At 68.2% G+C, this 25,992-nt stretch carries 23 protein-coding genes; 9 read left to right on the top strand and 14 right to left on the bottom strand.

The window, feature by feature from the left end; all coding sequences use genetic code 11:
• Positions 1-26: 26 nt before the first annotated feature.
• The 3 genes from AC1DKN_RS06630 to AC1DKN_RS06620 all read right to left on the bottom strand — a co-directional run bounded on the left by AC1DKN_RS06630 (position 27) and on the right by AC1DKN_RS06620 (position 3,411).
• Positions 27-2,441, bottom strand: a complete 2,415-nt coding sequence (locus AC1DKN_RS06630) for an ATP-binding cassette domain-containing protein (protein ID WP_476858549.1) — start codon at positions 2,439-2,441, stop codon at positions 27-29.
• Between the two features lie 104 nt (positions 2,442-2,545).
• Positions 2,546-2,965, bottom strand: coding sequence for a VOC family protein (locus AC1DKN_RS06625; RefSeq protein ID WP_223916337.1), 420 nt, complete (start codon positions 2,963-2,965; stop codon positions 2,546-2,548).
• Positions 2,962-3,411 (bottom strand): helix-turn-helix transcriptional regulator, encoded by a 450-nt coding sequence (locus tag AC1DKN_RS06620; protein WP_223916339.1) that lies wholly within the window; start codon positions 3,409-3,411, stop codon positions 2,962-2,964. Before AC1DKN_RS06620 ends, AC1DKN_RS06625 begins: the two co-directional genes overlap by 4 nt.
• A gap of 104 nt (positions 3,412-3,515) precedes the next feature.
• On the opposite strand from AC1DKN_RS06620, the gene AC1DKN_RS06615 reads away from it, so the two are divergent.
• From AC1DKN_RS06615 to AC1DKN_RS06595, 5 genes are all read left to right on the top strand, one after another.
• Entirely contained in the window at positions 3,516-4,745 is a 1,230-nt protein-coding gene (locus tag AC1DKN_RS06615; RefSeq protein WP_476858551.1) for a type III polyketide synthase, read from the top strand.
• Positions 4,746-4,807: 62 nt separating this feature from the next.
• The gene (locus tag AC1DKN_RS06610; RefSeq protein ID WP_476870930.1) at positions 4,808-5,518 is read left to right on the top strand and encodes a class I SAM-dependent methyltransferase; all 711 of its coding nucleotides are present in this window, start codon (positions 4,808-4,810) and stop codon (positions 5,516-5,518) included.
• Positions 5,511-6,689, top strand: a complete 1,179-nt coding sequence (locus tag AC1DKN_RS06605) for an FAD-dependent oxidoreductase (RefSeq protein WP_476870805.1) — start codon at positions 5,511-5,513, stop codon at positions 6,687-6,689. The genes AC1DKN_RS06610 and AC1DKN_RS06605 overlap by 8 nt, the downstream gene beginning before the upstream one ends.
• A 42-nt stretch (positions 6,690-6,731) precedes the next feature.
• Positions 6,732-7,685 carry a hypothetical protein gene (locus AC1DKN_RS06600; protein WP_476870804.1) on the top strand — a complete coding sequence of 318 codons (954 nt, stop codon included), beginning with the start codon at positions 6,732-6,734 and terminating at the stop codon, positions 7,683-7,685.
• Positions 7,686-7,694: 9 nt separating this feature from the next.
• Positions 7,695-8,366: a peptide deformylase gene (locus AC1DKN_RS06595; RefSeq protein WP_476850906.1), complete on the top strand. Its 672-nt coding sequence runs from the start codon at positions 7,695-7,697 to the stop codon at positions 8,364-8,366.
• A gap of 15 nt (positions 8,367-8,381) precedes the next feature.
• Here AC1DKN_RS06595 and AC1DKN_RS06590 read toward each other — a convergent pair whose 3' ends face one another.
• On the bottom strand, positions 8,382-10,451 hold the full coding sequence (locus tag AC1DKN_RS06590) for a S9 family peptidase (protein ID WP_476870803.1): 2,070 nt from the start codon (positions 10,449-10,451) through the stop codon (positions 8,382-8,384).
• A 153-nt stretch (positions 10,452-10,604) separates the two neighbouring features.
• On the opposite strand from AC1DKN_RS06590, the gene AC1DKN_RS06585 reads away from it, so the two are divergent.
• The 4 genes from AC1DKN_RS06585 (at position 10,605) to AC1DKN_RS06570 (ending at position 13,951) form a co-directional block, all read left to right on the top strand.
• Entirely contained in the window at positions 10,605-11,468 is an 864-nt protein-coding gene (locus AC1DKN_RS06585) for a methyltransferase domain-containing protein (RefSeq protein WP_476870802.1), read from the top strand.
• A gap of 231 nt (positions 11,469-11,699) precedes the next feature.
• Positions 11,700-12,161: an NfeD family protein gene (locus AC1DKN_RS06580; RefSeq protein ID WP_028276336.1), complete on the top strand. Its 462-nt coding sequence runs from the start codon at positions 11,700-11,702 to the stop codon at positions 12,159-12,161.
• A gap of 88 nt (positions 12,162-12,249) precedes the next feature.
• Positions 12,250-13,206 carry an SPFH domain-containing protein gene (locus AC1DKN_RS06575; protein ID WP_028276337.1) on the top strand — a complete coding sequence of 319 codons (957 nt, stop codon included), beginning with the start codon at positions 12,250-12,252 and terminating at the stop codon, positions 13,204-13,206.
• 397 nt (positions 13,207-13,603) lie between these two features.
• Positions 13,604-13,951 (top strand): RNA polymerase-binding protein RbpA, encoded by a 348-nt coding sequence (locus AC1DKN_RS06570; RefSeq protein WP_026266329.1) that lies wholly within the window; start codon positions 13,604-13,606, stop codon positions 13,949-13,951.
• A 151-nt stretch (positions 13,952-14,102) separates the two neighbouring features.
• On the opposite strand, the gene AC1DKN_RS06565 is transcribed toward AC1DKN_RS06570, so the two are convergent.
• The 10 genes from AC1DKN_RS06565 to AC1DKN_RS06520 form a co-directional block, all read right to left on the bottom strand.
• A complete protein-coding gene (locus AC1DKN_RS06565; RefSeq protein WP_476870801.1) occupies positions 14,103-14,840 on the bottom strand; it encodes a VOC family protein in 738 nt (245 codons plus the stop codon).
• Between the two features lie 47 nt (positions 14,841-14,887).
• On the bottom strand, positions 14,888-15,634 hold the full coding sequence (locus AC1DKN_RS06560) for a polyprenol monophosphomannose synthase (protein ID WP_476870800.1): 747 nt from the start codon (positions 15,632-15,634) through the stop codon (positions 14,888-14,890).
• 465 nt (positions 15,635-16,099) lie between these two features.
• The gene (locus AC1DKN_RS06555) at positions 16,100-17,779 is read right to left on the bottom strand and encodes an amidohydrolase (RefSeq protein WP_476870799.1); all 1,680 of its coding nucleotides are present in this window, start codon (positions 17,777-17,779) and stop codon (positions 16,100-16,102) included.
• A gap of 116 nt (positions 17,780-17,895) precedes the next feature.
• A complete protein-coding gene (locus tag AC1DKN_RS06550; protein WP_476870798.1) occupies positions 17,896-20,871 on the bottom strand; it encodes a DEAD/DEAH box helicase in 2,976 nt (991 codons plus the stop codon).
• A gap of 24 nt (positions 20,872-20,895) precedes the next feature.
• The gene (tatC, locus tag AC1DKN_RS06545) at positions 20,896-21,690 is read right to left on the bottom strand and encodes a twin-arginine translocase subunit TatC (protein ID WP_028275586.1); all 795 of its coding nucleotides are present in this window, start codon (positions 21,688-21,690) and stop codon (positions 20,896-20,898) included.
• A gap of 48 nt (positions 21,691-21,738) precedes the next feature.
• The gene (tatA, locus tag AC1DKN_RS06540; protein ID WP_018772900.1) at positions 21,739-22,008 is read right to left on the bottom strand and encodes a Sec-independent protein translocase subunit TatA; all 270 of its coding nucleotides are present in this window, start codon (positions 22,006-22,008) and stop codon (positions 21,739-21,741) included.
• 35 nt (positions 22,009-22,043) lie between these two features.
• Positions 22,044-22,439 (bottom strand): hypothetical protein, encoded by a 396-nt coding sequence (locus tag AC1DKN_RS06535; RefSeq protein WP_476870797.1) that lies wholly within the window; start codon positions 22,437-22,439, stop codon positions 22,044-22,046.
• 5 nt (positions 22,440-22,444) lie between these two features.
• Positions 22,445-24,478 carry a helix-turn-helix transcriptional regulator gene (locus tag AC1DKN_RS06530; protein WP_476870796.1) on the bottom strand — a complete coding sequence of 678 codons (2,034 nt, stop codon included), beginning with the start codon at positions 24,476-24,478 and terminating at the stop codon, positions 22,445-22,447.
• Between the two features lie 108 nt (positions 24,479-24,586).
• Complete coding sequence (locus AC1DKN_RS06525) at positions 24,587-24,982, bottom strand: FKBP-type peptidyl-prolyl cis-trans isomerase (RefSeq protein ID WP_028275583.1); 396 nt, start codon at positions 24,980-24,982, stop codon at positions 24,587-24,589.
• Between the two features lie 48 nt (positions 24,983-25,030).
• A complete protein-coding gene (locus AC1DKN_RS06520) occupies positions 25,031-25,966 on the bottom strand; it encodes an FKBP-type peptidyl-prolyl cis-trans isomerase (RefSeq protein ID WP_230011584.1) in 936 nt (311 codons plus the stop codon).
• Positions 25,967-25,992 lie beyond the last annotated feature (26 nt).

Raw genomic sequence — 25,992 nt, 5'->3', positions numbered from 1 at the left:
TTAGTCCCCCGATTCACCGCATTCGTTCACTTGATGCTGTTTTCAGCCACTGAACCGACGTAAGCCGCGAGGTGCTCGCCGGTGAGGGTGGAGCGGGCGGCCACAAGGCTGCCGGGCGTGCCCTCGAAAACGATCCGGCCGCCGTCGTGACCGGCGCCGGGACCAAGGTCGATGATCCAGTCGGCGTGCGCCATGACCGCCTGGTGGTGCTCGATGACGATGACCGATTTGCCGGAGTCGACGAGCCGGTCCAGGAGTCCCAACAGGTTCTGGACGTCGGCGAGATGCAGGCCGGTGGTGGGCTCGTCGAGGACGTAGACATCACCCTTCTCCGCCATCTGGGTGGCGAGCTTGACGCGCTGCCGCTCGCCACCGGACAGCGTGGTGAGCGGCTGGCCCAGGGTGAGGTAGCCCAGGCCGACGTCGACCAGCCGGTCGAGGATCTTGTGGGCCGCCGGGGTGCGGGCCTCCCCTTCGCTGAAGAACACCGCGGCTTCGGTCATCGACATGGCCAGCACCTCGGCAATATTCCGGCCACCCAACGTGTACTCCAGAACTGCCGCCTGGAACCGGCGGCCCTCGCAGTCCTCACAGGTGGATTCGACCGTGGCCATGACACCGAGCTCGGTGAAGATGACACCCGCGCCGTTACAGGTGGGGCAGGCACCCTCCGAATTGGAGCTGAACAGCGCCGGCTTCACGCCGTTGGCCTTCGCGAACGCCTTGCGGATCGGCTCGAGGAGGCCCGTGTACGTCGCAGGGTTGCTGCGCCGCGAACCCTTGATGGCGCCCTGGTCAATCACCACCACACCGGCCCGGCCGTCCACCGAGCCGTCGATCAGCGAGCTCTTGCCCGAACCTGCAACACCCGTGACGACGCAGAGCACGCCGAGCGGGACGTCGACGTCCACGTCCTTGAGGTTGTGCGTCGAGGCGCCCCGGACCTCGAGCGTGCCGGACGGGGTACGCACGGAGTCCTTCAACCTGGCCCGGTCGTCGAGGTGCCGCCCGGTGATGGTGTCGCTCGCCCGCAGGCCCTCCACGGTTCCCTCGAAGCACACGCTGCCGCCCGCCGTACCCGCGCCGGGGCCAAGGTCAATGACGTGGTCGGCGATGGCGATGGTCTCCGGTTTGTGCTCGACGACGAGCACGGTGTTGCCCTTGTCCCGCAGCTGCAGTAGCAGCTGGTTCATCCGTTCGATGTCATGCGGGTGCAGGCCGATCGTCGGCTCGTCAAAGACGTAGGTGATGTCGGTAAGGGACGAGCCCAGGTGCCGGATCATTTTGGTGCGCTGGGCCTCGCCGCCGGACAGGGTGCCCGCCGGCCGGTCCAGCGAGAGGTAACCCAGCCCGATTTCGGCGAACGAGTCGAGCAGGTGCTGCAGGCCTTTCAGCAGGGGTGCGACGGAAGGGGCGTCAAGCTCGCGGATCCATGCGGCGAGGTCGCTGATCTGCATCTCGCAGAGGTCCGCGATGTTCTTGCCCTGGATCTTCGCGGACCTGGCCTCCGGGCTCAGCCGGGTGCCGTCGCACTCGGGGCAGGCCTGGAACGTGATGGCGCGTTCCACGAAGGCCCGGATGTGCGGCTGCATGGCGTCGACGTCCTTGGAGAGCATCGACTTCTGGATCTTCGGGATCACGCCCTCGTAGGTCAGATTGATGCCCTCGACCTTGATCTTGGTGGGCTCCTTGTAGAGGAGGTCGTGCATTTCCTTCTTGGTGAACTTCGCGATCGGCTTGTCCATGTCGAAGCCGGCGCCGCTGAAGATCCGGCCGTACCAGCCGTCCATGCTGTAGCCGGGGATCGTCAGGGCACCCTCGCTGAGCGATTTGCTGTCGTCGTACAACGCAGTGAGGTCGAAGTCCGAAACCGAGCCCATCCCCTCGCAGCGTGCGCACATGCCGCCCAGGTAGACCACATCGCGCACCACGCTCCGCTCGACCCGGCCGCCGGCTTTCTCGGTACTCATCACCCCGCTCGCCTTGCGCGTCGGGACGTTGAAGGAGAAGGCAGTGGGTGGCCCGATGCGGGGCATGCCCAGGCGGCTGAAGAGGATCCGGAGCATGGCGTTCGCGTCGGTGGCGGTGCCGACGGTGGATCGGGGGTTGGCGCCCATCCGCTCCTGGTCAACGATGATCGCCGTCGTCAGCCCCTCCAGGTGGTCCACCTCGGGCCGCGCCAGGTTGGGCATGAAGCCCTGCACAAACGCGCTATAGGTCTCGTTGATCATCCGCTGCGACTCGGCGGCGATGGTGGCGAAAACCAGCGAGCTCTTGCCCGAGCCGGACACGCCGGTGAACACCGTCAAGCGGCGCTTCGGGATCTCGACGCTGATGTCCTTGAGGTTGTTCTCCCGTGCGCCCTGCACGCGGATCAGGTCGTGGCTGTCCGCTTCATGCAGCGCGGGCGGCTGCGTGTCCGTGCTCGTGGCAATGCTCATCGTGTCTCCATCTGTTGGGCGGGGCAGCCCCAAGCGTCCCCGTCGTCGTCGACTGGCTCTATCTAACCAGCTGGCGGCTGGTCCGGCGGTGGCCGGCGGGCACCTTAGATCGGCTGCTGGATGCGGATCAGGTTGCCCGCGGGATCGCGGAAGGCGCAGTCGCGCACCCCGTAGGCCTGCTCTGTCGGTTCCTGGACCACCTCGGCGCCGCTGGCCTGCAGCCGTTCGAAGGTGGCGTCGACGTCCTTGGTGGCCAGGAGGATGCGCGCATAGGTGCCCTTGGCCATCATCTCGTCGATGGTGCCGCGCTCTTCGTCGGTGACGCCGGGATCGGCGGCGGGCGGTTCCAGGACGATGGATGTGTCCGGCTGGCCGGCCGGGCCGACCGTGATCCAGCGCATCCCGCCGTAGCCGACGTCGTTGCGGACCTCGAAGCCGAGGGTGTCCCGGTAGAAGGCCAGGGCGGCGTCGGGATCGTTGTGTGGGAGGAAACTCGCGTGAATGTTGATGTCCATGGACTTCATGCTAGTTGCGGTTCGGGGGCCGGGACTTCTCGATTCCTGACCGGTCTGGTGACCTGTTTCGCGACGCATGAGGGCATCCCTGCGGTTGCCCTGGCTGCCTCGCGCCGGTAGACGCTGGGCGGCACGCCAACCAGTTCGGTGAAGCGGGTGCTGAAGGTGCCCAGCGACGAGCAGCCGACCGTAAAGCAGACCTCGGTGACGCTCAGGTCGCCGCGGCGCAGCAGGGCCATCGCGCGTTCTATGCGCCGTGTCATGAGATAGCTGTACGGCGACTCGCCGTACGCCAGGCGGAACTCGCGGCTGAGGTGCCCGGCGGACATGTGGGCGCCGCGGGCGAGGGCCTCGACATCCAGCGGCTGTGCGTATTCCCGGTCCATTCGGTCGCGGACGCGGCGTAACAGCGCGAGGTCGCGCAAGCGCTGCGCCCGGTCGGGTTTGCTGGTCACAAGTGCGATCGTGCTACGTCGTGCCGGAGTTGTCCAGCCCGGAGGTGTTCCTGAATCTCCGGCCGTTCCATTGTCTTTGGCGGCAGGCTCGCTGAGAATGAACCATGACGGTCTACCTGAGGTCTCTGGAAACTGCAGTCCCGCCAACCATCCTGGTCCAGCCCGAGGCCAGGGCCGTGTTCGCCGCCCAGCCGGGCCTCACCCGGCTCGGATCCCGGCTCGTCAACACGTGCTTTGACTCTGCAGCCATCGACACGCGGCACACGGCGGTGGAGGAACTCACCGCGGACAGCAAGGCGGAAAACCCCCAGTTCTTCGACCCCGCCACCGGCCTGGTGCTCAGCCCCAGCACCAAGACCCGGAACGGCATTTTCGCCACGGAAGCGACCAAGCTCTTCATTGAAGCAGCCCAAAAAGCCCTCGATGCCTGCCCGGGCGTCGAGGAGCGGGACATCACCCACCTGATCACGGTTTCCTGCACCGGATTCTTCAATCCCGGCCCGGACTACAAGATTGTCCGGGCCCTCGGCCTGAATCCGGCTGTCCAGCGGTACCACCTCGGCTTTATGGGCTGCTATGCAGCCTTCCCGGCGATGCGGGCGGCGAAGTCCTTTTGCGAGGCGGATCCGGAGGCGACGGTGCTGGTGGTCTGCGCCGAACTCTGTTCCCTTCACGTCCGGACCTCCAATGATCCGGACACCATCATGGGGTCGGCGTTGTTCGCCGACGGCGCTGCCGCGGCCATCATCACAGCGCGGGACATCCCCGTGGAAACGCCCATGCTGCGGCTGGACCACTTCGAAACCGTCCTGACGCCCGTCGGGGAGGACTCGATGGCCTGGAACATCGGTGACGAGGGCTTCGAGATGGTGCTGGGCAACTATGTCCCGCACATCATCGATGATCACATCATTGGCGCGCTGGAACCGCTCCTGTCCCGCGACGGCTCGCTGAAGGGGCTCCCCTACCGGGAGATCGAGCACTGGGGCATCCACCCGGGCGGCCGGAGCATTCTGGACAAGGTCCAGTCCAGGCTGGAGCTCAGCGACGAGCAGCTGGTCCCGGCCCGCGAAACCCTCCGGAACTTCGGCAACATGAGCAGCGCCACCGTCCTGTTCGTCCTCAAGCACATCCTCGAACTGCCGGCAGCGGACGATGCAGCAGACGACGCCGGGGCCGGCCCGGGCGCGGAACGGATCTGCTCCATGGCCTTCGGTCCGGGCCTGACGGTCGAGACGGCGCTCTTCACCCGGGTGGCGGCCACGCGGCCCGCCGCAGCTCCGCGGCAGGAGCCAACGGCGGAACCAGCACAGTCCGTAGCGGTGCGGGTCTGAAAGCGGCCACGCTGAAACCGTTCAGCGCGAAGCGGGGCACGGAACACCTTCGGCCGGCCCTCCTGCTGGACCGCGCATCCGACGCCGTCGAGGAAATGGACCTGCCGGGCTGCGACCCCGGCCGCCTGGAGCGCACGTATGCCCAGTTTGCGCTCGTCAACCGTGCCGTCGCCGGCTGGCGCGGCATCTACCGGTCCCGTATCAGGCCCCGGCTGTCCACCGCTTCCGCCACGTCCCTGCTGGATATCGGGTGCGGCGGGGGCGACGTTTCCGTGCTGTTGGCCACGTGGGCGGCCCGGGACGGACTGCGTCTCGAGGTCACCGCCATTGACCCGGATCCGCGGGCGATCCTGTTCGCCCGCGCCCGCCACGCGACGGCGGACGTGACGTTCCGCCAGGCGGCCAGCGCGGAGCTGCTCGAAGAGGGCCACCGGTACGACCTCGTGGTATCCAACCATGTCCTGCACCACCTTGACGGGCTGGAAGCGTTTCTCGCCGAGTCGGCCCGGTTGTCCCGCGGCACAGTGGTCCACAACGACATCCGCCGCAGCCCCGCCGCCTACGCGCTGTTCTCTGCCGGCTCCTGGGTGCTCACCGGCTCCTACATCCGGCAGGACGGGCTGACCTCGATCCGCCGAAGCTACACCGCCGCGGAGCTGGCCGCCGCCGCTCCCCCGGGCTGGACCGTCGCCCGCCACGCCCCCTTCCGGAACCTGCTGCTGCACGGCACTCCGGGCGGCGCCTACCAGTCAGGGCCCGGCGCCAGTGGCTGAGGTTCTGATCATCGGTGCCGGTCCGGTGGGGCTGTTCATGGCCGCGCTGCTGCTGCAGGACGGCGTGGATGTGCAGGTGCTGGAACAGCGGGGCGCACCGGAGCCGCAGTCGCGCGCCATCGGCATCCATCCGCCGGCGCTGGCCGCGCTCGCGGGAACCGGAGTTGCCGAGGCCATGATTGCCGAGGGGGTCCAGATCCGCCGAGGTATGGCACTGGCCGGCGGAAAATGCCTCGCCCGGATGTCTTTTGCCGGCGTCTCGGACCGCTTTCCGTTCGTCCTGTCCCTGCCCCAGGCCCGCACTGAGGCGCACCTGGAACGGCGGGTCAACGAGCTCGGCGACGGCGCCCTGCACCGCGGCGTCCGCCTCACCGGGCTGTCCGACGACGGCGGCCGGGTCAGCGTGGAAGCGGACTCCGGGAGTGGCGCCCTGCGCTATTCGGCGCCGCTGGTCATTGCTGCCGACGGCGTGCGTTCCACGGTGCGGGCGCTGCAGGGCGTCGACGTGCGCGTGAAAGAGTACCCGGACAGTTACCTGATGGGTGACTTCGCGGACGGCACCGGGTTCGGTCCGGACGCGGCACTGTTCCTCTCCGGCGCCGGCATCGTGGAGTCGTTCCCCTTGCCCGGCCAGCTCCGCCGCTGGGTGGTCCGGCTGGGTACCGGCGACTCCGCGGCCGGCGGACCAGCAGCCGGCGGACCAGCAGCCGGCGCTCCCGGCGTCGACGCCCGGTGGCTCATGGGCTGCGTGCGCGAACGGACGGGGCTCGCCATCGACGCCGGGACCAACAGCATGCTCAGCCGCTTCGGCGTCCGCACGCGCCTGGCCCCCCGGATGGTGGCCGGCCGGGTGGTGATGATCGGGGATGCGGCCCACGAGGTGAGCCCCATCGGCGGGCAGGGCATGAACCTCGGCTGGCTGGACGCGGCGGCGCTGGCACCGATCGTCTCGGCGGCCGTGCGCGGCCAGGATGTCGCGGATCGCCTCCGGACCTTTGAGCGGACCCGGTTGCGGGCGGCGGCGAGAGCCGCACGCCAGGCGGAAATCAACATGGCCCTGGGCCGGCCCCTCACGGACCGTCTCCTGGCGCTGCGGAACCGTGGCATCGCAGGCGTCGCCGCAGTTCCGCCGGTGAATTCCCTGATCGCCCGCCGTTTCACGATGCACTAGGCAGCGCATTGGCACGGGTTTGCCCCGGAATAGACTGTGCGCATGGACGGACTTCCCGTGATGCGCGGCGCCGCATCGTATTGGGTGTTGCGGGCAGCGGCCGCCACGGTGCTGCTTGGCGCGGCGGCGTCATGCAGCTCCGGAACGGCCGGCGGCACCGCCTCCCCGGCAAGCGCGACGGCGTCGGCGACCCCGATCCCCATAGGAACCGTGACCGCGGAAATCAGCCAGTTCCGCGACAACTACAGCAAGCAGATCATCGAAATCCAGCTCACGAACACCACCGGCCATGCCCTGACGGTCCTCGGCGCGGAACTGACCAGCCCTCTCTTCGCCGCCCCGATCATCTGGTCCGCCCGCACCGGCGGGATCGAGCTTCCGCCCGGACAGCCCAAGAGCCTGCCGGCGCCGCTGCCCGCCCCGGATTGCGGCAGCCCGGCCGGGCCGGGAGCCACCTCCGGGGCTGCGGGCGACGCTCGTGTATCCCTGCGGCTGGCCACGCCGGAAGGTGCCGTGCCGGTCCCGGCCATGGCCCCGGCATCAGACCCGTTCGGCGTCCTGGCGCGGAACAATTCGGAGCTGTGCCTGGCCCGGGAAGCCTCGGCCGTCGCCACGATCGCGCTGGATCCCGAGCTTGAGGTGGGCGCGGACGGTCGGACCGCCGTCGTGCGTCTGCTGCTGCAACCGCGCGCCGCCGCCGGCGCCGGTGAACTGGTGATAGACCGGATCGAGGAAACCACGCTGCTGGCGGAGGCCTCACAAGCCCCGTGGCCCCGGTCGGTGACTGTCCGCGCCGGCGGTGCCCCGGCCCAAGTGCGCCTCGGCATCAGGCCCTCCCGCTGCGATCCCCATGCAGTGGCCGAAGACAAGGTGGGCACACTCCTGCCCCTGCAGGTCAGGGTGGCGGGCCGCGAGGGAATTGTGAAGATCGACGCCGGCAGCCAACTTCGCGCCCGCATCTACGACTTTGTTACAAAGGCGTGCGGGCGCCAGTAGTGTGGGGGCATGCCCTATGACGCCAGGCCCACTGACTACAGCGCCGCCCGGATAAGCGAGACCGTCCAGGAGATCCTGAGCGCCGGCATCCTCCCGCCGATTGTCCAGGCCGGACACCCGGTGCTCCGGCACGTGGCGGCGCCGTACGATGGCCAGTTGACTGATGCCGACCTCGGCCACCTCATAGACCTCATGCGCAGCGTGATGCACAAGGCCCCAGGCGTGGGCCTGGCGGCCCCGCAGCTGGGGATTCCGCTGCAGATCGCTGTCCTGGAGGACCAGTTCGACGTCGATCCCGACGTCGCTGCCGTCCGCGGGCGGGAAGCGCTGCCGTTCTTTGCCATGCTGAACCCGGGCTATCGTCCCCTGGGCGCGAAGTCCGCGGCGTTCTACGAAGGCTGCCTCTCCATTGGCGGCCTGCAGGCGGCGGTCGTGCGGCCGGAATCAGTCCAGCTCGATTTCACGGCGCCGGACGGCACGAAACTCCAGCAGACTTTCTCCGGCTGGCAGGCCCGGATTGTCCAGCATGAAACCGACCACCTCCAAGGGATCCTCTTCCTGGACCGGGCCGAGCTGCGCTCCATCAGCAACAATGCCGAATACTCCGCCCGCTGGGCCCAGCCGGACATCAGCCGCGCCCGGCAGGAACTCGGGTTCCTGCCGGACCCGGCCGCGGACTAAGCCTGCGAGCCAGGGCTAGGGCTGCGGCGCCGGATTCGATGCGGACGGCAGGTAGCGGGCCCACCACTTCAGGATTTCATCGAACCGCTGCTTCCGGTGGTGCGGGGTGCCGGAGCGGGACAGCTCATGGTTCTCGCCGGGGAAGACCAGGAATCCGGTCTCGACCCCCTGTTGCTTGAGGGCGGTGAAGTACCGCTGGCCCTGCTCCACGGGACACCGGAGGTCCTCCTCGCTGTGGATCACCAGCGACGGCGTCCTTACGTGCTGCACGCGGGCCATGGGACTCTGGGCCGCCATTTGCTCCGCCGCCGGGCCGGTGTATTCGCCACCGAAGAACCAGCCGATGTCGGAAGAACCGGTGAAGCTCACGGGGTCCAGGAAACCACGCTCGACTATGGCGGCCCGGAAACGGTGGTCGTGGCTGATGGTCCACGCCGTCAGGTAGCCGCCGTAGGATCCGCCCATGATGCCGACATTGGCGGAGTCCAGATCCTCGAACTTCCCCACTGCCCCGTCCAGGAACGCCAGGACGTCCTGCATGTCCACGGTTCCCATCCGCTCCTTGATGGACCGGCCATGTGCCTGGCCGTAACCGGCAGAACCCCGCGGATTGCACATGAGCACGGCGTAACCGGCCCCGGCATAGACTTGCGCTTCGTCGAACAACGCCACTCCGAACTGGGCAAACGGGCCGCCATGGATGTTCAGCAGCACCGGGTGCGGGCCAGGGCCCGCCGGCTTCACGAGCCAGCCATGGACCGGGTACCCGTCCGCCGAGGGCAAAGTCAGTTCCTGCGGCTCGCTGATCCCCGCCACGCTCCGCAGCTGGGCGGAAAAGTCCGTCAGGCGGCGCACCTGCCCGCCGTCGAGCACGGCAACATCACCGGCCGTCGTCGAATCGCTGAAACTCACCACGAGCGTTCCGCCACCCTCCGCGGCGCCGGTCACCACCCGATTGCCTTCCAGGAGGATGGTGTGGCCGCCCGTCGCAACGAATTCGTGCAGCTCCACGGTTCCCCGCGCATTGTTCAGCACCAGGGCGCCGGCGCCGCCGCGCAGCTCCAGCCGGCCGCCGCCGGACAGGTCCAGCGCCTCGGCATCGCTGAGCGCCGTGGCGTGTCCGCCGGCGGCAGGCATCGCATAGAGGACGGTGTTCCTGGCCACGAAGTCCAGACCGGATGCGCCCAGATCCTGGGCCAGGAAGAAGAGCCACAGCCCATCGGCGGATTGGCGCACGGCGCTGATGCTCTGCCGTCCGGCGTTGGCCGGCACCACAGCCTGCGGCTGCCCTCCGGTAACAGGCAGCGCGTAGATTCCACTGACGAGGTCAGTGTCCCGCCCATCGTGCAGGGCGGCGGTGAAGAAGATGGTGCCGCCGTCGGCGCTGAAGCCGGCGCCGTTGTGGTCCGCTGGTGCGGTGGTGAGTTGTTTGGCGGCCGGCAGCAGCCCGGCAGCATTCTCCGCGGGATCGGCCGCGGTGCCGAGGGCCTTCAGGGCGCGTCCGGCCGGCGCCACTTTCGGTTCGGCGTCAAGCTGCGGCACCTCGAGGATGAACAGCTGAAGCGGCTTGTCAGCGGTGTAGCCAACACCGTTCATCCGGTACTGGAAATCCGTGATCAGCCGGGCGTCCTCGCTGCCCGCACTCACGCCGTCGACGCTGCCATACCGGCCCTCGTCAGGCGTCCTGGCGCTGAAGAGAATGCTGCGGGAATCAGGCGACCACGTGAAGGAGCTGACCCCCAGTGGGGCCGCCGTCAACAGCTGGGGTTCGCCGCCGGCGGCTTCCACCACGAACAGCTGCGGCTTTCCGTCCGCTGCCGCACGCAGGAACCCAAGGGCACGGCCGTCAGGTGAAAAGTCCGGTGCTGTGTCACGGAAGCCCCGGGTCAGCCTGCGTGGCCTCTGGTCAGGGTCGTTGAAGTCCGGGTGGGTCAGGTCCTGGCCCAGGGGCACGGTCCACAGCTGGCCCACGTAGGCATCGGCATCGAAGTCCGGGCGGAGCACGGAGACCACGGCGCGGGAACCGTCGGGGTGCACGGCAGGGGCGGACACGGAATTGAGCAGCGGAAGATGTTCAGATTTCACGATTGCGAGCCTAGCCCGTGGCGTGCCCGCTGTGAAACACCTCACGTTGCGCCGGTGCGGCGAGGCACGCCGCGGCGTGCCCGGTGCCCGGCGCCCCTGTAGCCAATGTCCCGTCCGCGCGGCGGGCCGGGGTCCGCGCATAGGATGAAAGCTATGCCCGCCGCCGATCTCCCCCTCCTGTGCCCGGTGTGCCGCCAGGGCCTCCGTTTCACTGGCTGCGCCCGCACCCTGGTGTGCGGGGCCGGCCACAGCTTTGACGCGGCCAGACAGGGCTACTTCAACTTCCTGGTGGGCAAGGGGACGGTTTTTGAAGCCGACAGCGCAGAAATGGTGGCGGCCCGCTTCGACTTCCTCTCCGCGGGGCATTACCAGCCGCTGGCCGATGCCGTGGCCGGGCTCGCCACACCGGCGCTCCGGGAGGCCCCCGCCGGCCGGCCCCTCGTGCTCGACGCCGGAACGGGCACCGGCCACTACCTCAGGGCCGTGCTGGACCGGGCCGCGGACAGTGGTCCGGCCGCGGCAATCGGCCTGGACATTTCCAAGTTCGCCCTGCGTCGCGCAGCCAGGCTGAACCCCGAGGCTTTGAACGTCGTCGGGGACGTCTGGCAGCCGTTGCCGGTCGCGGAGAACGCCGTCGACGTCGTCACCGTGGTCTTTGCGCCGCGCAACGCGCCCGAGTTCGCCCGGGTCCTCCGCCCCGGCGGCCGCCTTGTCGTGGTCACACCGCGGCCCGGCCACCTGGCGGAGGTTGCCGGGCCGGCCGGGATGCTGGGGATCGAGCCGGCCAAAGACGAGCGGCTCGCCGCGTCCCTGGGCCAGCACTTCGCGCCCGTCGCAGCATCTGATCTGGACCTGGCATTGACCCTTGGCCCGCGCGACGTCGCCAACCTGGCCTACATGGGACCGGCCGGCCACCACCTGGACCGAGCCGCACTGGTAGCCCTCGAGGCCGCGCTTCCGGAGCGGACCTCCGTCTCGGCCCGCTTCCGGATCAGCGTCTTTCAACCCATCCGCTGACCATTCCCGCTCCCGCCGCTTCGCGGGTGCCGTCAGGTACGCCCTGAAACCAGCCCCGGGAGGGGGCGGGGGCGGAAGGCCAGGCCGGGGAATCGACCCGCGAAATAACGACTTGGCCACTTTGGCCATCAATTCCCTACCGCCGGTCCCAGCTATTGCCTTTCCGCTTAGGATGGAATCACAGTTACTGGGGACCTGTGCCTGCAGCTCCCGGAACTCTAGGGGGAATTGATGTCTGAATGGCTGATCGAGAATTGGTGGGCGTTGTGGCTCACGCTCTTTCTCCTGTTTGCCGTGGTCGAGATGATCACACTCGATCTGTTCTTCATCATGCTCGGCGGCGGCGCCCTCGCCGGGCTTGTGGCGGACTTCGCCGGCGCCGATCCGTGGCTGCAGATCATCGCCTTCTGCGTCGTGTCCCTGCTCATGATCGGCTTCGTCCGGCCGGTGGCCCTCAAGCATCTCCACCGGGGACCGGCGGATCAGCGCACCAACATTGAACGCCTCATCGGCGAATCCGCCGTCGTCATGGAGGCTGTGAGCGAAAACGGCGGGCTCGTCAAGATTGGCGGGGACGTCTGGAGTGCGCGGTCCGAATCGGGAGTGCTGGCGCCCGGACAGCAGGCTGTGGTCAGTGCCATCGAAGGGGCCACCGCGATCGTGGCTCCGCAACCGGAATCCGCCGTCCAATAAAGGGCGCTGTCCGGCGGGCACTGCTGTCCGGCCGGTGCGGCGCTGCCGGCGCGAGACTAAAACAAAACAACTGGGGAATAGGTGATGTATGAATATCGCAGTCGCAATTGTGCTGCTGGTACTAATTGTGTTTGTAATTATTGTGCTGGTCCGGTCGGTCCGGATCATTCCACAGGCCCGTGCCGGCGTCGTTGAACGGCTGGGTAAATACCAACGCACCCTGAATCCCGGACTTACCCTGCTGATCCCGTTTGTGGACCGCCTGCTGCCATTGCTCGACCTGCGGGAGCAGGTGGTGTCCTTCCCGCCGCAGCCGGTCATCACCGAGGACAACCTGGTGGTCTCGATCGACACTGTGGTCTATTTCCAGGTCACGGACGCCCGGGCCGCCACCTACGAAATCGCCAACTACATCCAGGCAGTGGAACAGCTGACCACCACCACTCTGCGCAACGTGGTTGGCGGCCTCAACCTGGAGGAAGCGCTGACCTCGCGCGACCAGATCAACGGCCAGCTCCGCGGCGTCCTGGACGAGGCGACCGGTCGCTGGGGCATCCGGGTCTCCCGGGTCGAGCTCAAGGCGATCGATCCGCCCCACTCGATCCAGGACTCGATGGAAAAGCAGATGCGGGCCGAACGTGACCGCCGCGCCGCCATCCTGACGGCCGAGGGCACCAAGCAGTCCGCGATCCTCACCGCGGAAGGCCAGCGCCAGTCCTCCATCCTGAAGGCCGAAGGCGACGCGAAGGCGGCCATCCTGCGGGCCGACGGCGAGGCGCAGGCCATCCAGAAGGTCTTCGACGCGATCCACAAGGGCAACCCGGACCAGAAACTGCTGGCTTACCAGTACCTCCAGACCCTCCCGAAGATTGCCGAGGGATCCTCGAACAAGCTGTGGATCATTCCCAGCGAGGTTGGCGAGGCGCTCAAGGGGATCGGCAGCGTACTGGGTGCGGGCGCGGTGCAGGAGCAGACGGCCTCAACGCCGGACGTGGCACCGTACTCACCGCCCGCCGCAGCCGACGGCCAAGGGAACCGGCCCTGATCCTGCTCCCGCACTGGGTCTCTCGGATCGGATAGTTCCGTCCTGGCCCCCGCAGACCGGCCGTTTCGGCCCGGCTGCGGGGGCCAGCCAGCTTAAGGCCGGCCCGGGCGGGTACAGGATACGCAGTTCACGCCGCGGGGCTACTCGCTTTACCGCGCCCGCAACACTCCCGTATACTTGAATATTTGTCCGGTCAGTTCAGCCGTCCGGAACAAAAACGCTCCGCACAGCGTTGATTCCAATGACGTTCCAAAGAGTTTTGTCCACTGGTGACTGTCATCTGGCCGGGCCACACCGGGCCAGGTACGGTACAGCGCGGTGCAACCAGAAGTCCGGCGCCTGACGGTCCCCGGACAACGCAGGGCTTGACCCTGCGAACCGAATAGAGGGAGAAAAGATGAGCGATCGCAGCCTGCGGGGTATGCGCCTTGGCGCACAGAGCATGGAGACCGAATCCGGCGTCGAACCGGCTCCGCGCCAGCGGGTTGAATACCGTTGCGAGGATGGCGAGCAGGTGTTCGTGACATTCTCCTCGGAAGCCGAGATCCCCCCGGTTTGGGTTTCGAAAACGGGCAAGGAGGCGTTGCTGGTGGACGGCGAACGCCCCGTCAACAGCAACGAGAAGGCAGTGCGCACGCACTGGGACATGCTGCTGGAGCGCCGCTCGCTTCCCGAACTTGAGCAGATCCTCGAAGATCGCCTCACCATCCTGCGCGAACGCCGCGGCGAACGCCGCTCGGCCTAGTCCCCCAGCGCACCGGCTACGGCAAGGGCCGGGCCCGCATCGAATGATGCGGGCCCGGCCCTTTTTTCTGTTCCTGCGTCCATGCTCTGCGCCTCCCCTGCGCCTCCTGCGGCTGCACCGTCTGGACGCGCACAGGAGCCGGGATTCTGCGTCAGCCGGGGGTGAGGACGCAGAACTCGTTGCCCTCAGAATCGGCGAGGCAGACCCAGGGCACATCGCCTTGGCCGACGTCGGCGTCAGTGGCGCCCAGAGCCCGCAGCCGGGCAACCTCCGCCGCTTGATCATCACCCGGGTATGGCATCAGGTCGAGATGGACACGGCCCCACACGGTCTGCACGCCGGGCGTGCGAAGGAACTCAAGGTACGGCCCGACACCCTGGGCCGAACGCAGCCTCGCGTAATCATCGCCCAGCTCGTGCAGGGTCCAGTCCGTCGCCCCGCCCCAAAACCCGGCCATGGCCCGCGGGTCTGCACAGCTGACCACCACCGCGGCGATCGGCCCGGTGTCCTGGTAGATCGGGCGGGGCTCCAGCACGCGGAACAGGTTGCCCTCCGGGTCGGCCAGAACCGTCCAGGGCTCAGCACCCTGGCCGACGTCGGCGGGCGTCGCACCGAGCCCCAAGAGATGAGCGACCAGCTCCGCCTGGTGGGCCGCAGAGGTGGTGGCGAGATCGAGGCGTGTCCGGTAGATCACCGTCTCGGGGTCCGGGACGGTGACGACATCGATGCAGACGGCGGCGGGGTCCGGCCAGACGAAACCCGGGGGTTCAACATTGGTCACACCGGGTCCCTCGCTGGACACGCCCCAGCCGAGTGCCTCCGCCCAAAACCGGCCGAGCGTTGAGTCATCCCGAGCCTTGAAATTCACCTGAACAAGTCGCAGCGCCATACCGGCCGACCCTATACCCAGGCGATGCCCGGACCGGGAGACACGCCTCAGGCGTCCTGCCTGCTGTCCTGCTTGCCCCGGAGCTTGTTCCAGCGGGCCGTGAGTCCCCATTTGGTGACGTTGATCATGGCTTCGACGACGATGTTGCCGCTCATCTTCGAAGCGCCGAGCTCGCGCTCCACGAAGGTAATGGGCCGTTCCACGATGGTCAGGCCGAGCTTGGCCACGCGCCAGGCCAGATCCACCTGGAAGCCATAGCCTACCGAGTCGACCGCATCCAGGTTCAGCTTCTCCAGGGTGGTGCGCCGGAAGGCGCGGAAGCCGCCGGTGACGTCCTTGATCTTCACTCCGAGCATGATCCGCGCGTACGTGCTGCCGACGCGGCTGATGGCCTGGCGGTAGAGCGGCCAGTTGACCACACGGCCGCCGGGAACCCAGCGGGAGCCCATGGCGAGGTCCGCGCCCTGCTCCACGGCCTCAATCAGCTGCGGCAGCTGCTCGGGCTGGTGCGAGCCGTCAGCGTCCATCTCCACGAGGATGTCGTAGCCGGCGTCCAGGCCCCACTTGAAGCCCGCGATGTACGCCGCTCCCAGGCCGGCCTTTCCGGCGCGGTGCAGGACGTGGACCTGTCGGTCTTCTGCGGCCATGCGGTCCGCCAGCTGCCCCGTGCCGTCAGGGCTGTTGTCGTCGACAACCAGCACGTCGGAGGCGGGCACGGCTGTGCGCAGGCGACCGAGGGTCTTGGGCAACGATTCCAGCTCGTTATAGGTCGGGATGATGGTGAGGACACGCACAGCGAGGCCTTTCCTTGAAGGGAGCGGTCGGTGCGCCGAAAGTCAATGGTTCCGGATATTCAGGCGCAACTTCCCATTATAGGGAGTTGCGCGCCCGTGGGGCGCCCGCGAGGCGGCCGTGCGGCCGCCCGGGCAGGTCCACCCGCTTCGGGCCAGTTCCGGCAGGCCACGAATTGCGGCGCCGGAACCGTTTTCTGCTGCGAAGTAGACCCGCCCCCTGGGGGTGCCCGTGGTCATGACCAAGTAAAGCTCCCGCGGGTGCGGCAACCTGGGAAGGACCGGGGACTGCCGGAGTCTGCGCGGTACGCAACCCTCCGTTGCCCCTCAATGCTACGGGGGCGGGCCGATCTGTCAACCGAGCCGTGACCTGCCGTTTCGTCTGTCGGTGCAGGTCAGGGCGGGGTCGCGGGTGGAAATGTTTCCGCTCCGTGCGCTGGATGACGGGACGGATCAGGCGCCAGGTGGTCAGGCGTGGAGGGCGCCGCTGGCATAGAGTTCCTGGCCGTCCCGTACCGTCAGGAGGCAGGCAGGATCGCTGCCGGTGTCCAGCGCCGGCAGCAGCGGGGTGCGGGCGCGCGGGTCGGTGCTCCACGACTGCACGCGCCCGTCGGCCACCTGGACCATGAGCTCCTCAACCTCCCAGACCGCAAAGCTGGCCGGAGCGCCCGGCACCAGTTGCCCGGCCATGGGGTTGGGGTAGCGGGCTGCCCGCCAGCCGGCCCGCGTGTGGCCGAGGAACGCGGCGCGGGCGGAGATCTGTTCGGCGGGATTGGTGTGCTGCAGGCACGCTCGCACGCTGGACCACGGCCGGAGCGGCGTCACTGGGCTGTCGCTGCCGAAGCAGATCGGCACACCGGCCGCGTAGAGGCTGCCAAAGGCATTCATTCCCAGCCGGCGGGAGCCGAGGCGCTGCTGGTACAGGCGGTCCCCGCCCCCCCACAGGGCGTCGAAGACCGGCTGCGCGCTGACGCTGACCGAATAGCGGGCCAGCCGGCTGATGGCCGCGGCATCCGCGAGTTCGACGTGCTCGAACCGGTGCCCCGCGGCACGGACGCGCTGCTCCCCCACCTCAGCCGCGGCGAGGTCGAGGGCGTCGAGGGCCGCGTCCAGGCCGGCGTCGCCTATCACGTGGAAACCCGCCTGGATCCCCAGGAGGGAGCACGCCGCGAGGTGGGCGGCTGCCTCGGCCACGGAGAGGTACAGGTTGCCGCGCTCTCCGGGCGCGTCAGTGTAATCCTCCCGCAGGGCGGCGGTCCGTGAGCCGATCGAGCCGTCGATGTTCAGGTCACCGGCCAGGCCCAGTACAGGCAGGCCCAATTCGTCCAGGATGGACTGGGCATGTTCGGCGGATCCGGCGAGCTCGCCCCAGTACGGCAGGATCTCCGGCGCTGCCACGCCTTCCACCCCGGTCGGTCCACCGCCGGAGGTGCTGTTCCAGGCCACCGCGAGCCGCAGGTCCTCGATGCTTCCGATATGCGGCGCGGCCATCTCGGCGAGGGCCACGTAGCCGTTGGCCGCAGCCTCGGCGAGGGCGCGCTGCTGGTACGCGCGCAGGGCGTCCGCCGGCAGCCGGCGGGCCGCCAGGCGGGCCGCTGTGTGGGCGTCGCGTTTGACCTGGCTTCCGGCGCCGCCGCCGTCGAGCCCGTCCAGTCCGGCCGATGCGGCCAGGGAGTTCGATACCAGCGCCGAGTGGACATCCACGCGGGACAGGTAGACCTGGCGGCCGCCGGCCGCGCGTTCGATTTCGTCCCGGGAGGGCAGGGCGGGATCGGCCCAGGTGGTCTCGTCCCAGCCGTGGCCGAGGACGGGACCGTCCGCGCTGGAGGCGGAGGCGGCGGCGACGGCGTCGAGCAGTTCAGCGGAGGAGCGCACCCCGGCCAGCTGGAGGCCCTCCAGCGCGATTCCGGTTTCCGTCAGGTGGATGTGGGAGTCGACGAAGCCGGGTGCCAGGAGCGCGCCCTGCAGATCGATCACCTCCATGGAGGAATCGGCGATGGACGTGGCGGCCTGCTCGGAACCGACCCAGGCGACGGTGTCGCCGTCAACCAGCATCGCAGTCGCAAAGGGATCGGCAGCTGTGTAGACCGAGCCGTTGCGGTACAGCGTGACGTTGCGGGGGGCTGGGGCGGCCGGCGAATCGGTCATGGGGCGGGAACTCCTTGTTGCTGGGGCCGGCCGAGCGCCGACGGGTTCGAAAATCTGGGAGGCCGCGGCAGCGGCCCAGCGAGTGGTGCAGGGAGCGGGCCGGTCCGGCCCGCGCCCTAGGCCACGGAGGAATAGGCGACGACGCCGCGTTTGACGAGTTTGATGGCCTCCGCGCACAGCCGCGCAATCCGGGGGTCGAGGTTCGGGATGTCGGCGAGCTGGTCCAGGAGGTCGATCACCTGTTTGACCCAGCGGACAAAGTCGCCCGCGGCCAGGTCGGTGCCGCTCAGCACGTCCTGGAGGTGCCGGCCCTTGGCCCATTTGAAGATCGGCCAGACGAGGCCGAGCTCGGGCTCGCCAGTGAGGGGCAGCTTGTTGGCTTCCTCGACGTCCTCCAGCGCGGACCATTCGCGGACCACGGTGTCTACCGCGGATTCCAGGGACACGCTCGGCATCTTGGGCCGCAGGCCGCGGTCCTCACGCTTGGCCTGGTAGACGAGCACACTGGCTAGCGCGGCGATCTCGGCGGCGTCGAGGTCGTTGAAGGCCCCCATCCGCAGCGACTGCGAAATCAGCAGGTCCTTTTCGCCGTAGATCCGCCGCAGGCGTTGCCCGTCCGGGCTGATGGACAGCGCGCCGGTGTCCGAGGTTTCCAGGTAGCCGTAGCCCGTCAGGACGCCGCACACACGGTCGAACGTCTTGGCGATGGTGTTGGTCCGGCCCTGGATCTGGCGGATGAGCCCGTCCGTTTCCTGGCGGAGTTTCCACCAGCGTTCGGACCACCGGGCATGGTCCTCGCGTTCGCTGCAGCCGTGGCAGGGGTGGGCGCGCAGTTCCCGGCGCAGCTCGGCGATCCGCTTCTCCTGGTTGGGCGCAGCGGAGGCCCGGCCGAAGTCGTCGTCGCGGCGCGGCGGCGCCGGCGGCCGGTGCTCGCGGATGGCGTTGCGCACCGAGGAGGCCAAGTCGCGGCGGGATTTGGGAACCTTGGCGTTGAAGGTCTTGGGAATCCTGATCCGCGTGATCGGCGACAACGGACCCTCGACGTCGTGCAGGCCAATCCGGCGGAGCTGGTTGTCCAGCGTCATGACGGCGGGGCGGGGCTCGCGGGATTCGTGGTCGGAGCTGAGCACCACCGCGAGCCCGGGCGACTTCCCGGCCGGAACATCCACCACGTCGCCCGGAAGCAGCCTGCTCAGGGAGTCCTCGGTCAAGGACTTCCTGGCCCGGGACGTGCTCCGGGAAGCCATGGTTTCGGCATCGCCCAGGGCCCGCCGCAGCCTCGCGTATTCGGTGAAGTCGCCCAGGTGGCAGGTCATGGCCTTGCTGAACCCGGCAATGGATTCTTCCCGGCTCCTGACCTGCCGGGCCAGTCCCACCACGGATCGGTCCGCCTGGAACTGGGCAAAGGATGATTCGAGGATCTCCCGGGCGCGCGGCCGGCCGAACTGCGCCAAAAGGTTGATCGACATGTTGTACGTGGGCCGGAAGCTGGAGTTCAGCGGGTAGGTCCGGCGTGAGGCCAGGCCGGCGACGGCGGCCGGATCCGTTCCGGGCTGCCACAGCACGACGGCGTGGCCCTCGACGTCGATGCCGCGGCGGCCGGCGCGGCCCGTCAGCTGGGTGTACTCCCCCGCCGTGATGTTGACATGGGCCTCGCCATTGAACTTGTCCAGCTTTTCGAGCACGACGCAGCGGGCCGGCATATTCACGCCCAGGGCCAGTGTTTCGGTGGCGAAGACGGCCTTGACCAGCCCGTCGACGAACAGCTTCTCCACAACCTCCTTGAAGGTCGGCAGCATGCCGGCGTGGTGCGCGGCGAGCCCGCGGAGCAGGCCGTCCCGCCAGCTCCAGAAGCCGAGCACATCGAGGTCATCCGAGGGGATGTCCTGGGCCGCCTCGTCGACGCGCCGGGCGATGATCTGCTGTTCGGCTTCGCTGGTCAGCCAGAGTCCGGCCGCGACGCACTGGGCCACGGCGGCATCGCAGCCGGCGCGCGAGAAGATGAAGGTGATGGCAGGCAGGAGGTCCTGCCGGTCCAGGCTGGCGATGACCTGCGGCCGGCTGGCCTTCCGCACCGGGCTGCGCTGTGCGCCCTGCGGTTCGTCCCGCTGGCTGCGTTGCTGCCGGCGCTGGTTCCGGCCGCCGTGGCCGAAGCGGCCACGGAAATTCATCTGGCTCTCGGCCCGGGCCATGGACAGCAGTTCCGGGTTGACCTCGAAGCCGGCCCGCCCGGGCGCTTCCGAGGTGACGGCGGCCGCCGGGCCCCCGACAACAGCCTCGGCTACGGCGTCGGCGGACGCCTCACTGGCAGTTGTCTCACTGGCAGTTGCCCCCCTGGCACTTGTCCCACTGGCAGTTGCCCCACCAGGCAGGGCGATCTCGTCAAAGCTCGTGTCACCGGCAAACAGGTCCACGATCTTCCGGCCCACCATGACGTGCTGCCACAGCGGCACCGGGCGGTGCTCGGAGACGATCACATCGGTCTGCCCGCGGACGGTGTCGAGCCACGCACCGAACTCCTCGGCGTTGGAGACCGTGGCACTCAGTGACGCCACCTGGACCTCGCTGGGCAGATGGATAATGACTTCCTCCCACACAGCGCCGCGGAAGCGGTCGGCGAGGTAGTGGACTTCGTCCATGACCACGAAGCCGAGATCATCCAGGGTGTCCGAATCCGCGTAGAGCATGTTGCGGAGCACTTCGGTGGTCATCACCACCACCGGGGCGTCGCCGTTGATGCTGGTATCTCCGGTGAGCAGGCCCACCTGGGCGGCGCCGTACTTGGCGGCCAGTTCAGAGTACTTCTGGTTGCTCAGGGCTTTGATGGGGGTGGTGTAAAACGCCTTGAGCCCACGCTGGAGGGCCAGATATATGGCGAACTCCCCCACAATTGTCTTCCCGGCGCCGGTGGGGGCTGCCACCAGCACGCCACGGCCGGCCTGCAGGGACAGGCATGCTTCGCGCTGGAAGTCATCGAGTTCAAATTCGAGCGAGCGGATGAACCCGCCCAGATAGGTCTTGGCTTCAGCAGCCCGCTCGACGCTGGCGCGGTAACGTTCGGACGGTGATTCCGGCCCGGGGTGTGAGGACATGTTTCCAGCCTAGTGCGCGAAAGGCTAGAGATTCTCCAGCTCGGAGCTGGGGGTGGCGTGGTCGGCGGTGGCTTCGGTCTCGGCGTCGCGTTTGACGGCGCGCCGCTCGCGCCGGCGGTCGTTGAGCAGGCACAGCCCGATCGCGGCGAAGAACAGCGCCAGCATGGGGCCGGCCAGGTAGAACATGCTCATGGCGTCGGCGCCGGGAGCGGCCATCGCGGCGAACAGGCAGACCAGGAAGACTGTGATCCGCCAGCTCTTGAGCAGCTGCTGGCCCTTGATGAGCCCGGCCAGGTTCAGCCCGAACAGAACCACCGGGAGGAGGAAGGCGATGCCGAAGGCGAGCAGCAGCCGCAGCACGAAGGACAGGTACACCTGGGCGCTGATGAAGTTGGAGCCGCCAGACGGCGTGAAGTCGGTCAGGACACGGACCGCGTTGGGCAGCACGAGCCATGCCAGCAGGACGCCGCCGACGAAGAGCGGCACAGCCGCCGCCACGAAGGACAGGGCCAGGCGGCGTTCCTTCTTGTGCAGCCCCGGCACGATGAAGGCCCAGAGCTGGTAGAGCCAGACGGGGCTGGCGATAATCAGGCCCAGGAACACGGAGACCTGAATCATGAGGTCGAACGAGCTCGCGACGCCGTCGAAATTCAGGGTCGCCTGGCGGCCTTCGTGTTCATTCAGGTCGCGGATCGGCTTGATCAGCGCCGCCAGCATTGGCTGGTAGACAAGGAAACCCACTACCGTCCCAAGGACGACGGCGATTGCCGCCTTGAAGAGCCGGTTGCGCAGCTCTTTGAGGTGGTCGAGGAGCGCCATCCTCCCCTCGGGGTTCGATCGACGGCTCATGGTTACTGCCATGCGGTCTTAGGCGCGGGTCGACGGCGGAACGTCGGTTCCGTCGCCCGTGCGGCTTTCCGGTGCGCCGGCCTGCGGGTGGTTGATGACCCGTCCTTCAACCGGCTCGGAGCCATCCTTGGCATCGGTGGTGCCGTCCTTCTTCATTTCCCGGACTTCCGACTTGAAAATGCGCATCGACTGGCCCAGGCTGCGGGCCATGCCCGGCAGCTTCGGCGCAGCGAACAGCACCAGTGCCAGAACGATGATGATGATGAGATGCCAGCCTTCAAGCCTCATGTCAAGAGGTCCTTTCGTTTGAATACATCCTATGTCTAACGCGTTTCGATGTCGCGCAGTGCCTGGGGTTGCCCGCGGTCCTTCTTGCGTTGGATGCGGCGCAGCCGGCGGGCGTTTTGCCGGGCGAGCTTGGATGCGTGGTAATCATGTCGCATCCGCGCGGGCGAGGCAAAAATGGCGTCGCCGGGCGCCGGCCGAAGGGATTCGTCCGCGCTGACCGGGTCACCAACGCCGGCCGCTGTCGAACCGGCCGCTGTAACGGTGCCGGTCCCCGCTGGTGCAGGCAGGGTGGAAAAGCGGTCCGCGGCTTCACCCAATTCGGTGAGCGTCGTCGTGGCCTGCCGGAACAGCCGGAAGCCGAGCACGCCGAAGAACAACAGCGACAACGCGACAAGCGCTATCCAAATAACGATCCAGGACCACCAAGGCATGCTGATCAGTCTATCGGGCGATCCGGGAAGGCTTCGTATTGCGTCAGGGCCGCGGCGAGCCACTCCCGCGACGCGGCCGCGAGGGCCTCTGGCTGTAGGATCCGGACCATCCCGCCGTGCTGGGCCACGAACATCGGCAGCCAGTCCGTGCTGCCAAACCGGATTTCGGCGAGCATTCCGCCGCCAGGCAGGGCCGCGGTCCGCTCGGCGTAATAGTCGTCAGCGAGGCCGGTGCCGCGGGGTGCGAGTTCCACCACGACCACCGTGTCGTCGTCGTTCGGGGTGAACAGTTTCACCGGAAAGCTGTCCGCCGGCTTTGCCGTCGCGGCCGCCCGCCGGCCGTTGGGCTCAAGGGCTTCGATCCTGTCCAGCCGGAAGTTGCGGAGGCCCTGGGCGGAGTGGCAGTACGCCTCGAGGTACCACGTGTTGTCCAGCGAATAGAGCCGCAGGGGGTCCACGTCGCGTTCGGACACGGCGTCGCGCTGCGCCGAGAAGTACTTCAGGTGCAGCTGCGCGCCGGATTCGAGGGCGGCGCGGGCGGTGTCGAGGACGGCGGAATTGCCGGGGGCCACCTCGGGGCCGGAGAGCGCCGCCGCTTTGACGCCTTCCTCCCCCGCCGCGGCCATGAGTTTGAGCGTCACCGATTCCAGGGCGCCGCCTTCGGCGAGTTCGGGCAGGCTGTTGAGGGTCTCCAGGCCGGTCAGGAGCGCACAGGCCTCGTCCACGGTGAACCGTACGGGGCGGGTCAGGTCCAGGGCCTGGGTGATGAATACGTGGTCATCGTCCCACTGGATGTCCAGCAGATCGTCGGGGTACCCCTCCGGCAGGCCCGAGCAGATCAGGATCCGCAGGTCGTCCTCGAGTGCCTTGCGGGTGATGCCAAACCTGGCGGCGACCTCGCTGATGTGCAGTCCCTGGTTGTGGACAAGGAACGGGACGAGTTGCAGCATCCGCTTGAGCTGGTCCTCCGAGGTTCGTTTCCGGGTACGGCCGGCGCGGCCCGCCGCCGGGAAGGCCACATCCGGCAGGGGCCTGTCGGCGAACTCGGCGGCTGCCGTGAGGCGGCGGTGGACGGCGCCGGCGAGTTCGGGGGGTGAAATCACGGTGACGCGGGGACCGTAGGAGGCCAGCTCCTCGCCCAGGGTCTCGGCATCGCGGAAGGGCACCGCGAGGCGGTCCGTCCCGGCCGAATGCCCCGGTGTTCGGGCTTCCGGCGCTGCGGCTTCCGGCGCTGCGTCCGGAAGCGGCTGGGCGCGTTTGCGGAGGCCCAGGAGCCGCCCGTGTTCGACGTCGACCACGGCGCTCTGCACCGGCAGCTCGGCCAGGCCGGCCAGCTCGGCGCGGACGTTGAACCCGGCCGGCGGCGTGAAGCTCTCCTTCTCCAGGACGGTCACGGCGGACGTCAGGCGGGACAGGCGGAAGAACCGTTTGTCCCCCCGGCCCCGGTCGTGGCCGACGAGGTACCACTGGCCGAAGCGGCTGCCCAGGCCCCAGGGCTCCACCAGGCGTTCCTGCTCCTGGCCGGTGCTGCCGGCGAGGTAGCTGAACCGGACCGGGTGCTGGGCGTGTGTCGCGGCGACCAGGTCCTCGAAGGCCTGGCCGGCGGGGCGGATGCGCGGCTGGACGCCGGTGGGGAGTTCGGCGTCGACCAGGCCGCCGGCGGCCTGCAGCTTCCGGACCGCGTCGACGGCGGCGGAGCCGAGGGCGGCGTGCTCCCAGAGCTGGGCCGCGAGAATCAGGACCGTGCACTCTTCGGGGGTGAGGCTGACGTCGGGCAGCCGGTTCGATTCCTTGCCGATCCGGTAGCGGGTGGTTGCCGGGTCGTCGGAGCCCCAGCCCGTGTCCGTCACGGCCTCGACGTCGAAGCCAAACTGGCGCAGCTCGCCCTTGTCGCGTTCGAACATGCGGCCGAAGGCGACGTCACTGCTCGTGGTGTCGTGGTAGACCTTTTCGCGCAGCTCGCTGCGGCGCAGGCCGTACTTGGTGTTGAGCAGGGCGATGAGCAGGTTCAGGAGGCGTTCTGTACGTGAGGCGGACACCCCGCAAGGGTACTAAAGCCGGTCGCGGAAAATGACGAAAGCGCGGCAACAGCCGGAAGAACTTTTCCGATTGTTACCGCGCTTCGTTCCCCGGGGGGCGGGAGGGGACTAGCGGACGGCGACGAGGTCCACGACGAAGATCAGGGCCTCGTTGGGGCCGATCGCCCCGCCGGCGCCACGGGAACCGTAGGCAAGCTCGGACGGGATCTCGAGCCGGCGGCGGCCGCCGACCTTCATGCCCAGCAGGCCCTGGTCCCAGCCCTGGATGACCTGGCCGACGCCGACCCTGAAGTCCAGCGGCGCGCCGCGGCCCCAGGAGGCGTCGAATTCTTCACCGGTGGACCAGGCGACGCCCACGTAGTGGGTGGATACGGTGTCGCCGGCTTTGGCCTCGGCGCCGTCCCCTTCGATCAGGTCGGTGATGACCAGTTCGGTGGGGACGTCTCCTACGGGGAAGTCAATTTCCGGCTTCTCGCGGTCGAGGTTGCGCTGTCCAAATGACATGGTTACTCCTTTGAGGTGACGTGTAGTGGTGGCAGTTGTAGCGGTGGATTACTTGACGCCGAGGATATCGACGACGAAGACGAGGTCGCCCTTCGCGTCGCCCTGGCCCTGATCTCCGTAGGCGAGGTCCTTCGGGACGACCAGGAGGACGCGGGAGCCGACCGTCTTGCCGGTCAGGCCCTGGGTCCAGCCCTTGATGACGCCGGTCAGCGGGAAGGTGGCCTTCTTGCCACTCTCGAAGCTGGAGTCGAAGACCTTGCCGGTGGCGAGGGCGACGCCGACGTAGTTGACGGTGATCGTGTCGGTCTCCTTGAGGGCCTGGCCCTTGCCGGTGATGAGGTCCTGGGAGACCAGCGCGGTCGGAGCCTTGACGCCGGCGACCGAGATCTCCGGAACGCCCTTGTCGTTTTCCTTGACGGTCGGCAGTCCGGCCGGCGGGGTGACGGCGTCGCCTTCGGGCTTGTCCAGGACCGGCGGTGCGTCCTTGGCGGAGAGCACCTTGACGATCAGGAGCTGCGTCGGCTTGGCCTCGGCACCCTCGGCTGCGGCCTGGCCGGGAACGGCCAGGGCGAGGTGCGAGCCGATCTTGGCGCCCACGAACGCGTTGTAGATGACGGGGCTGCTGCCCTTGAGCTCGTCGTTCAGTTCCAGCGGCTCGGGATCGTTAGGGAACGTGTCCTCGAGGGTGGAGCCGTCCTTGCCGTTGAACGCCACGATCGAAATGTCGGCGATCTGGTTGGCCTTGACCCGGTCGCCACTGCCCTCGGTGACCACCTTGACAGTGGGTTCCTTGACGTCGAGCGGCTTGGTGAAGTCGACACCGGGGGCCTTCTTGTCACCGTTCTCAGTCAATTTGACCGAGTCCAGCTTGGCGGTCTCACCGGCGGACTGGCTGGTGGGTTCCGGAGCCGGAGGCGCTTCGTTGCCGCCGCAGGCGGTCAGCAGCAGCAGTCCGGGAAGAAGAATTGCTAGTAGTCGGCGCAATTGGAAACTTTCGTCGAGGCAGGGTG

It is taken from the genome of Arthrobacter sp. 01N444 (assembly GCF_056399305.1).
Note: the sequence above shows the minus strand (reverse complement) of the source record. Positions and strands in the feature narration are given on the sequence as shown.

Coding starts and splice junctions, on each gene's coding strand:
- AC1DKN_RS06535 (WP_476870797.1), bottom strand. CDS start 22,439: ATGCCTTGGTGGTCCTGGATCGTTATTTGGATAGCGCTTGTCGCGTTG.
- AC1DKN_RS06565 (WP_476870801.1), bottom strand. CDS start 14,840: ATGGCGCTGCGACTTGTTCAGGTGAATTTCAAGGCTCGGGATGACTCA.
- AC1DKN_RS06600 (WP_476870804.1), top strand. CDS start 6,732: ATGGACGGACTTCCCGTGATGCGCGGCGCCGCATCGTATTGGGTGTTG.
- tatC (WP_028275586.1), bottom strand. CDS start 21,690: ATGGCGCTCCTCGACCACCTCAAAGAGCTGCGCAACCGGCTCTTCAAG.
- AC1DKN_RS06570 (WP_026266329.1), top strand. CDS start 13,604: ATGAGCGATCGCAGCCTGCGGGGTATGCGCCTTGGCGCACAGAGCATG.
- AC1DKN_RS06595 (WP_476850906.1), top strand. CDS start 7,695: ATGCCCTATGACGCCAGGCCCACTGACTACAGCGCCGCCCGGATAAGC.
- AC1DKN_RS06575 (WP_028276337.1), top strand. CDS start 12,250: ATGAATATCGCAGTCGCAATTGTGCTGCTGGTACTAATTGTGTTTGTA.
- AC1DKN_RS06630 (WP_476858549.1), bottom strand. CDS start 2,441: ATGAGCATTGCCACGAGCACGGACACGCAGCCGCCCGCGCTGCATGAA.
- AC1DKN_RS06585 (WP_476870802.1), top strand. CDS start 10,605: ATGCCCGCCGCCGATCTCCCCCTCCTGTGCCCGGTGTGCCGCCAGGGC.
- AC1DKN_RS06550 (WP_476870798.1), bottom strand. CDS start 20,871: ATGTCCTCACACCCCGGGCCGGAATCACCGTCCGAACGTTACCGCGCC.
- tatA (WP_018772900.1), bottom strand. CDS start 22,008: ATGAGGCTTGAAGGCTGGCATCTCATCATCATCATCGTTCTGGCACTG.
- AC1DKN_RS06555 (WP_476870799.1), bottom strand. CDS start 17,779: ATGACCGATTCGCCGGCCGCCCCAGCCCCCCGCAACGTCACGCTGTAC.
- AC1DKN_RS06615 (WP_476858551.1), top strand. CDS start 3,516: ATGACGGTCTACCTGAGGTCTCTGGAAACTGCAGTCCCGCCAACCATC.
- AC1DKN_RS06625 (WP_223916337.1), bottom strand. CDS start 2,965: ATGAAGTCCATGGACATCAACATTCACGCGAGTTTCCTCCCACACAAC.
- AC1DKN_RS06525 (WP_028275583.1), bottom strand. CDS start 24,982: ATGTCATTTGGACAGCGCAACCTCGACCGCGAGAAGCCGGAAATTGAC.
- AC1DKN_RS06580 (WP_028276336.1), top strand. CDS start 11,700: ATGTCTGAATGGCTGATCGAGAATTGGTGGGCGTTGTGGCTCACGCTC.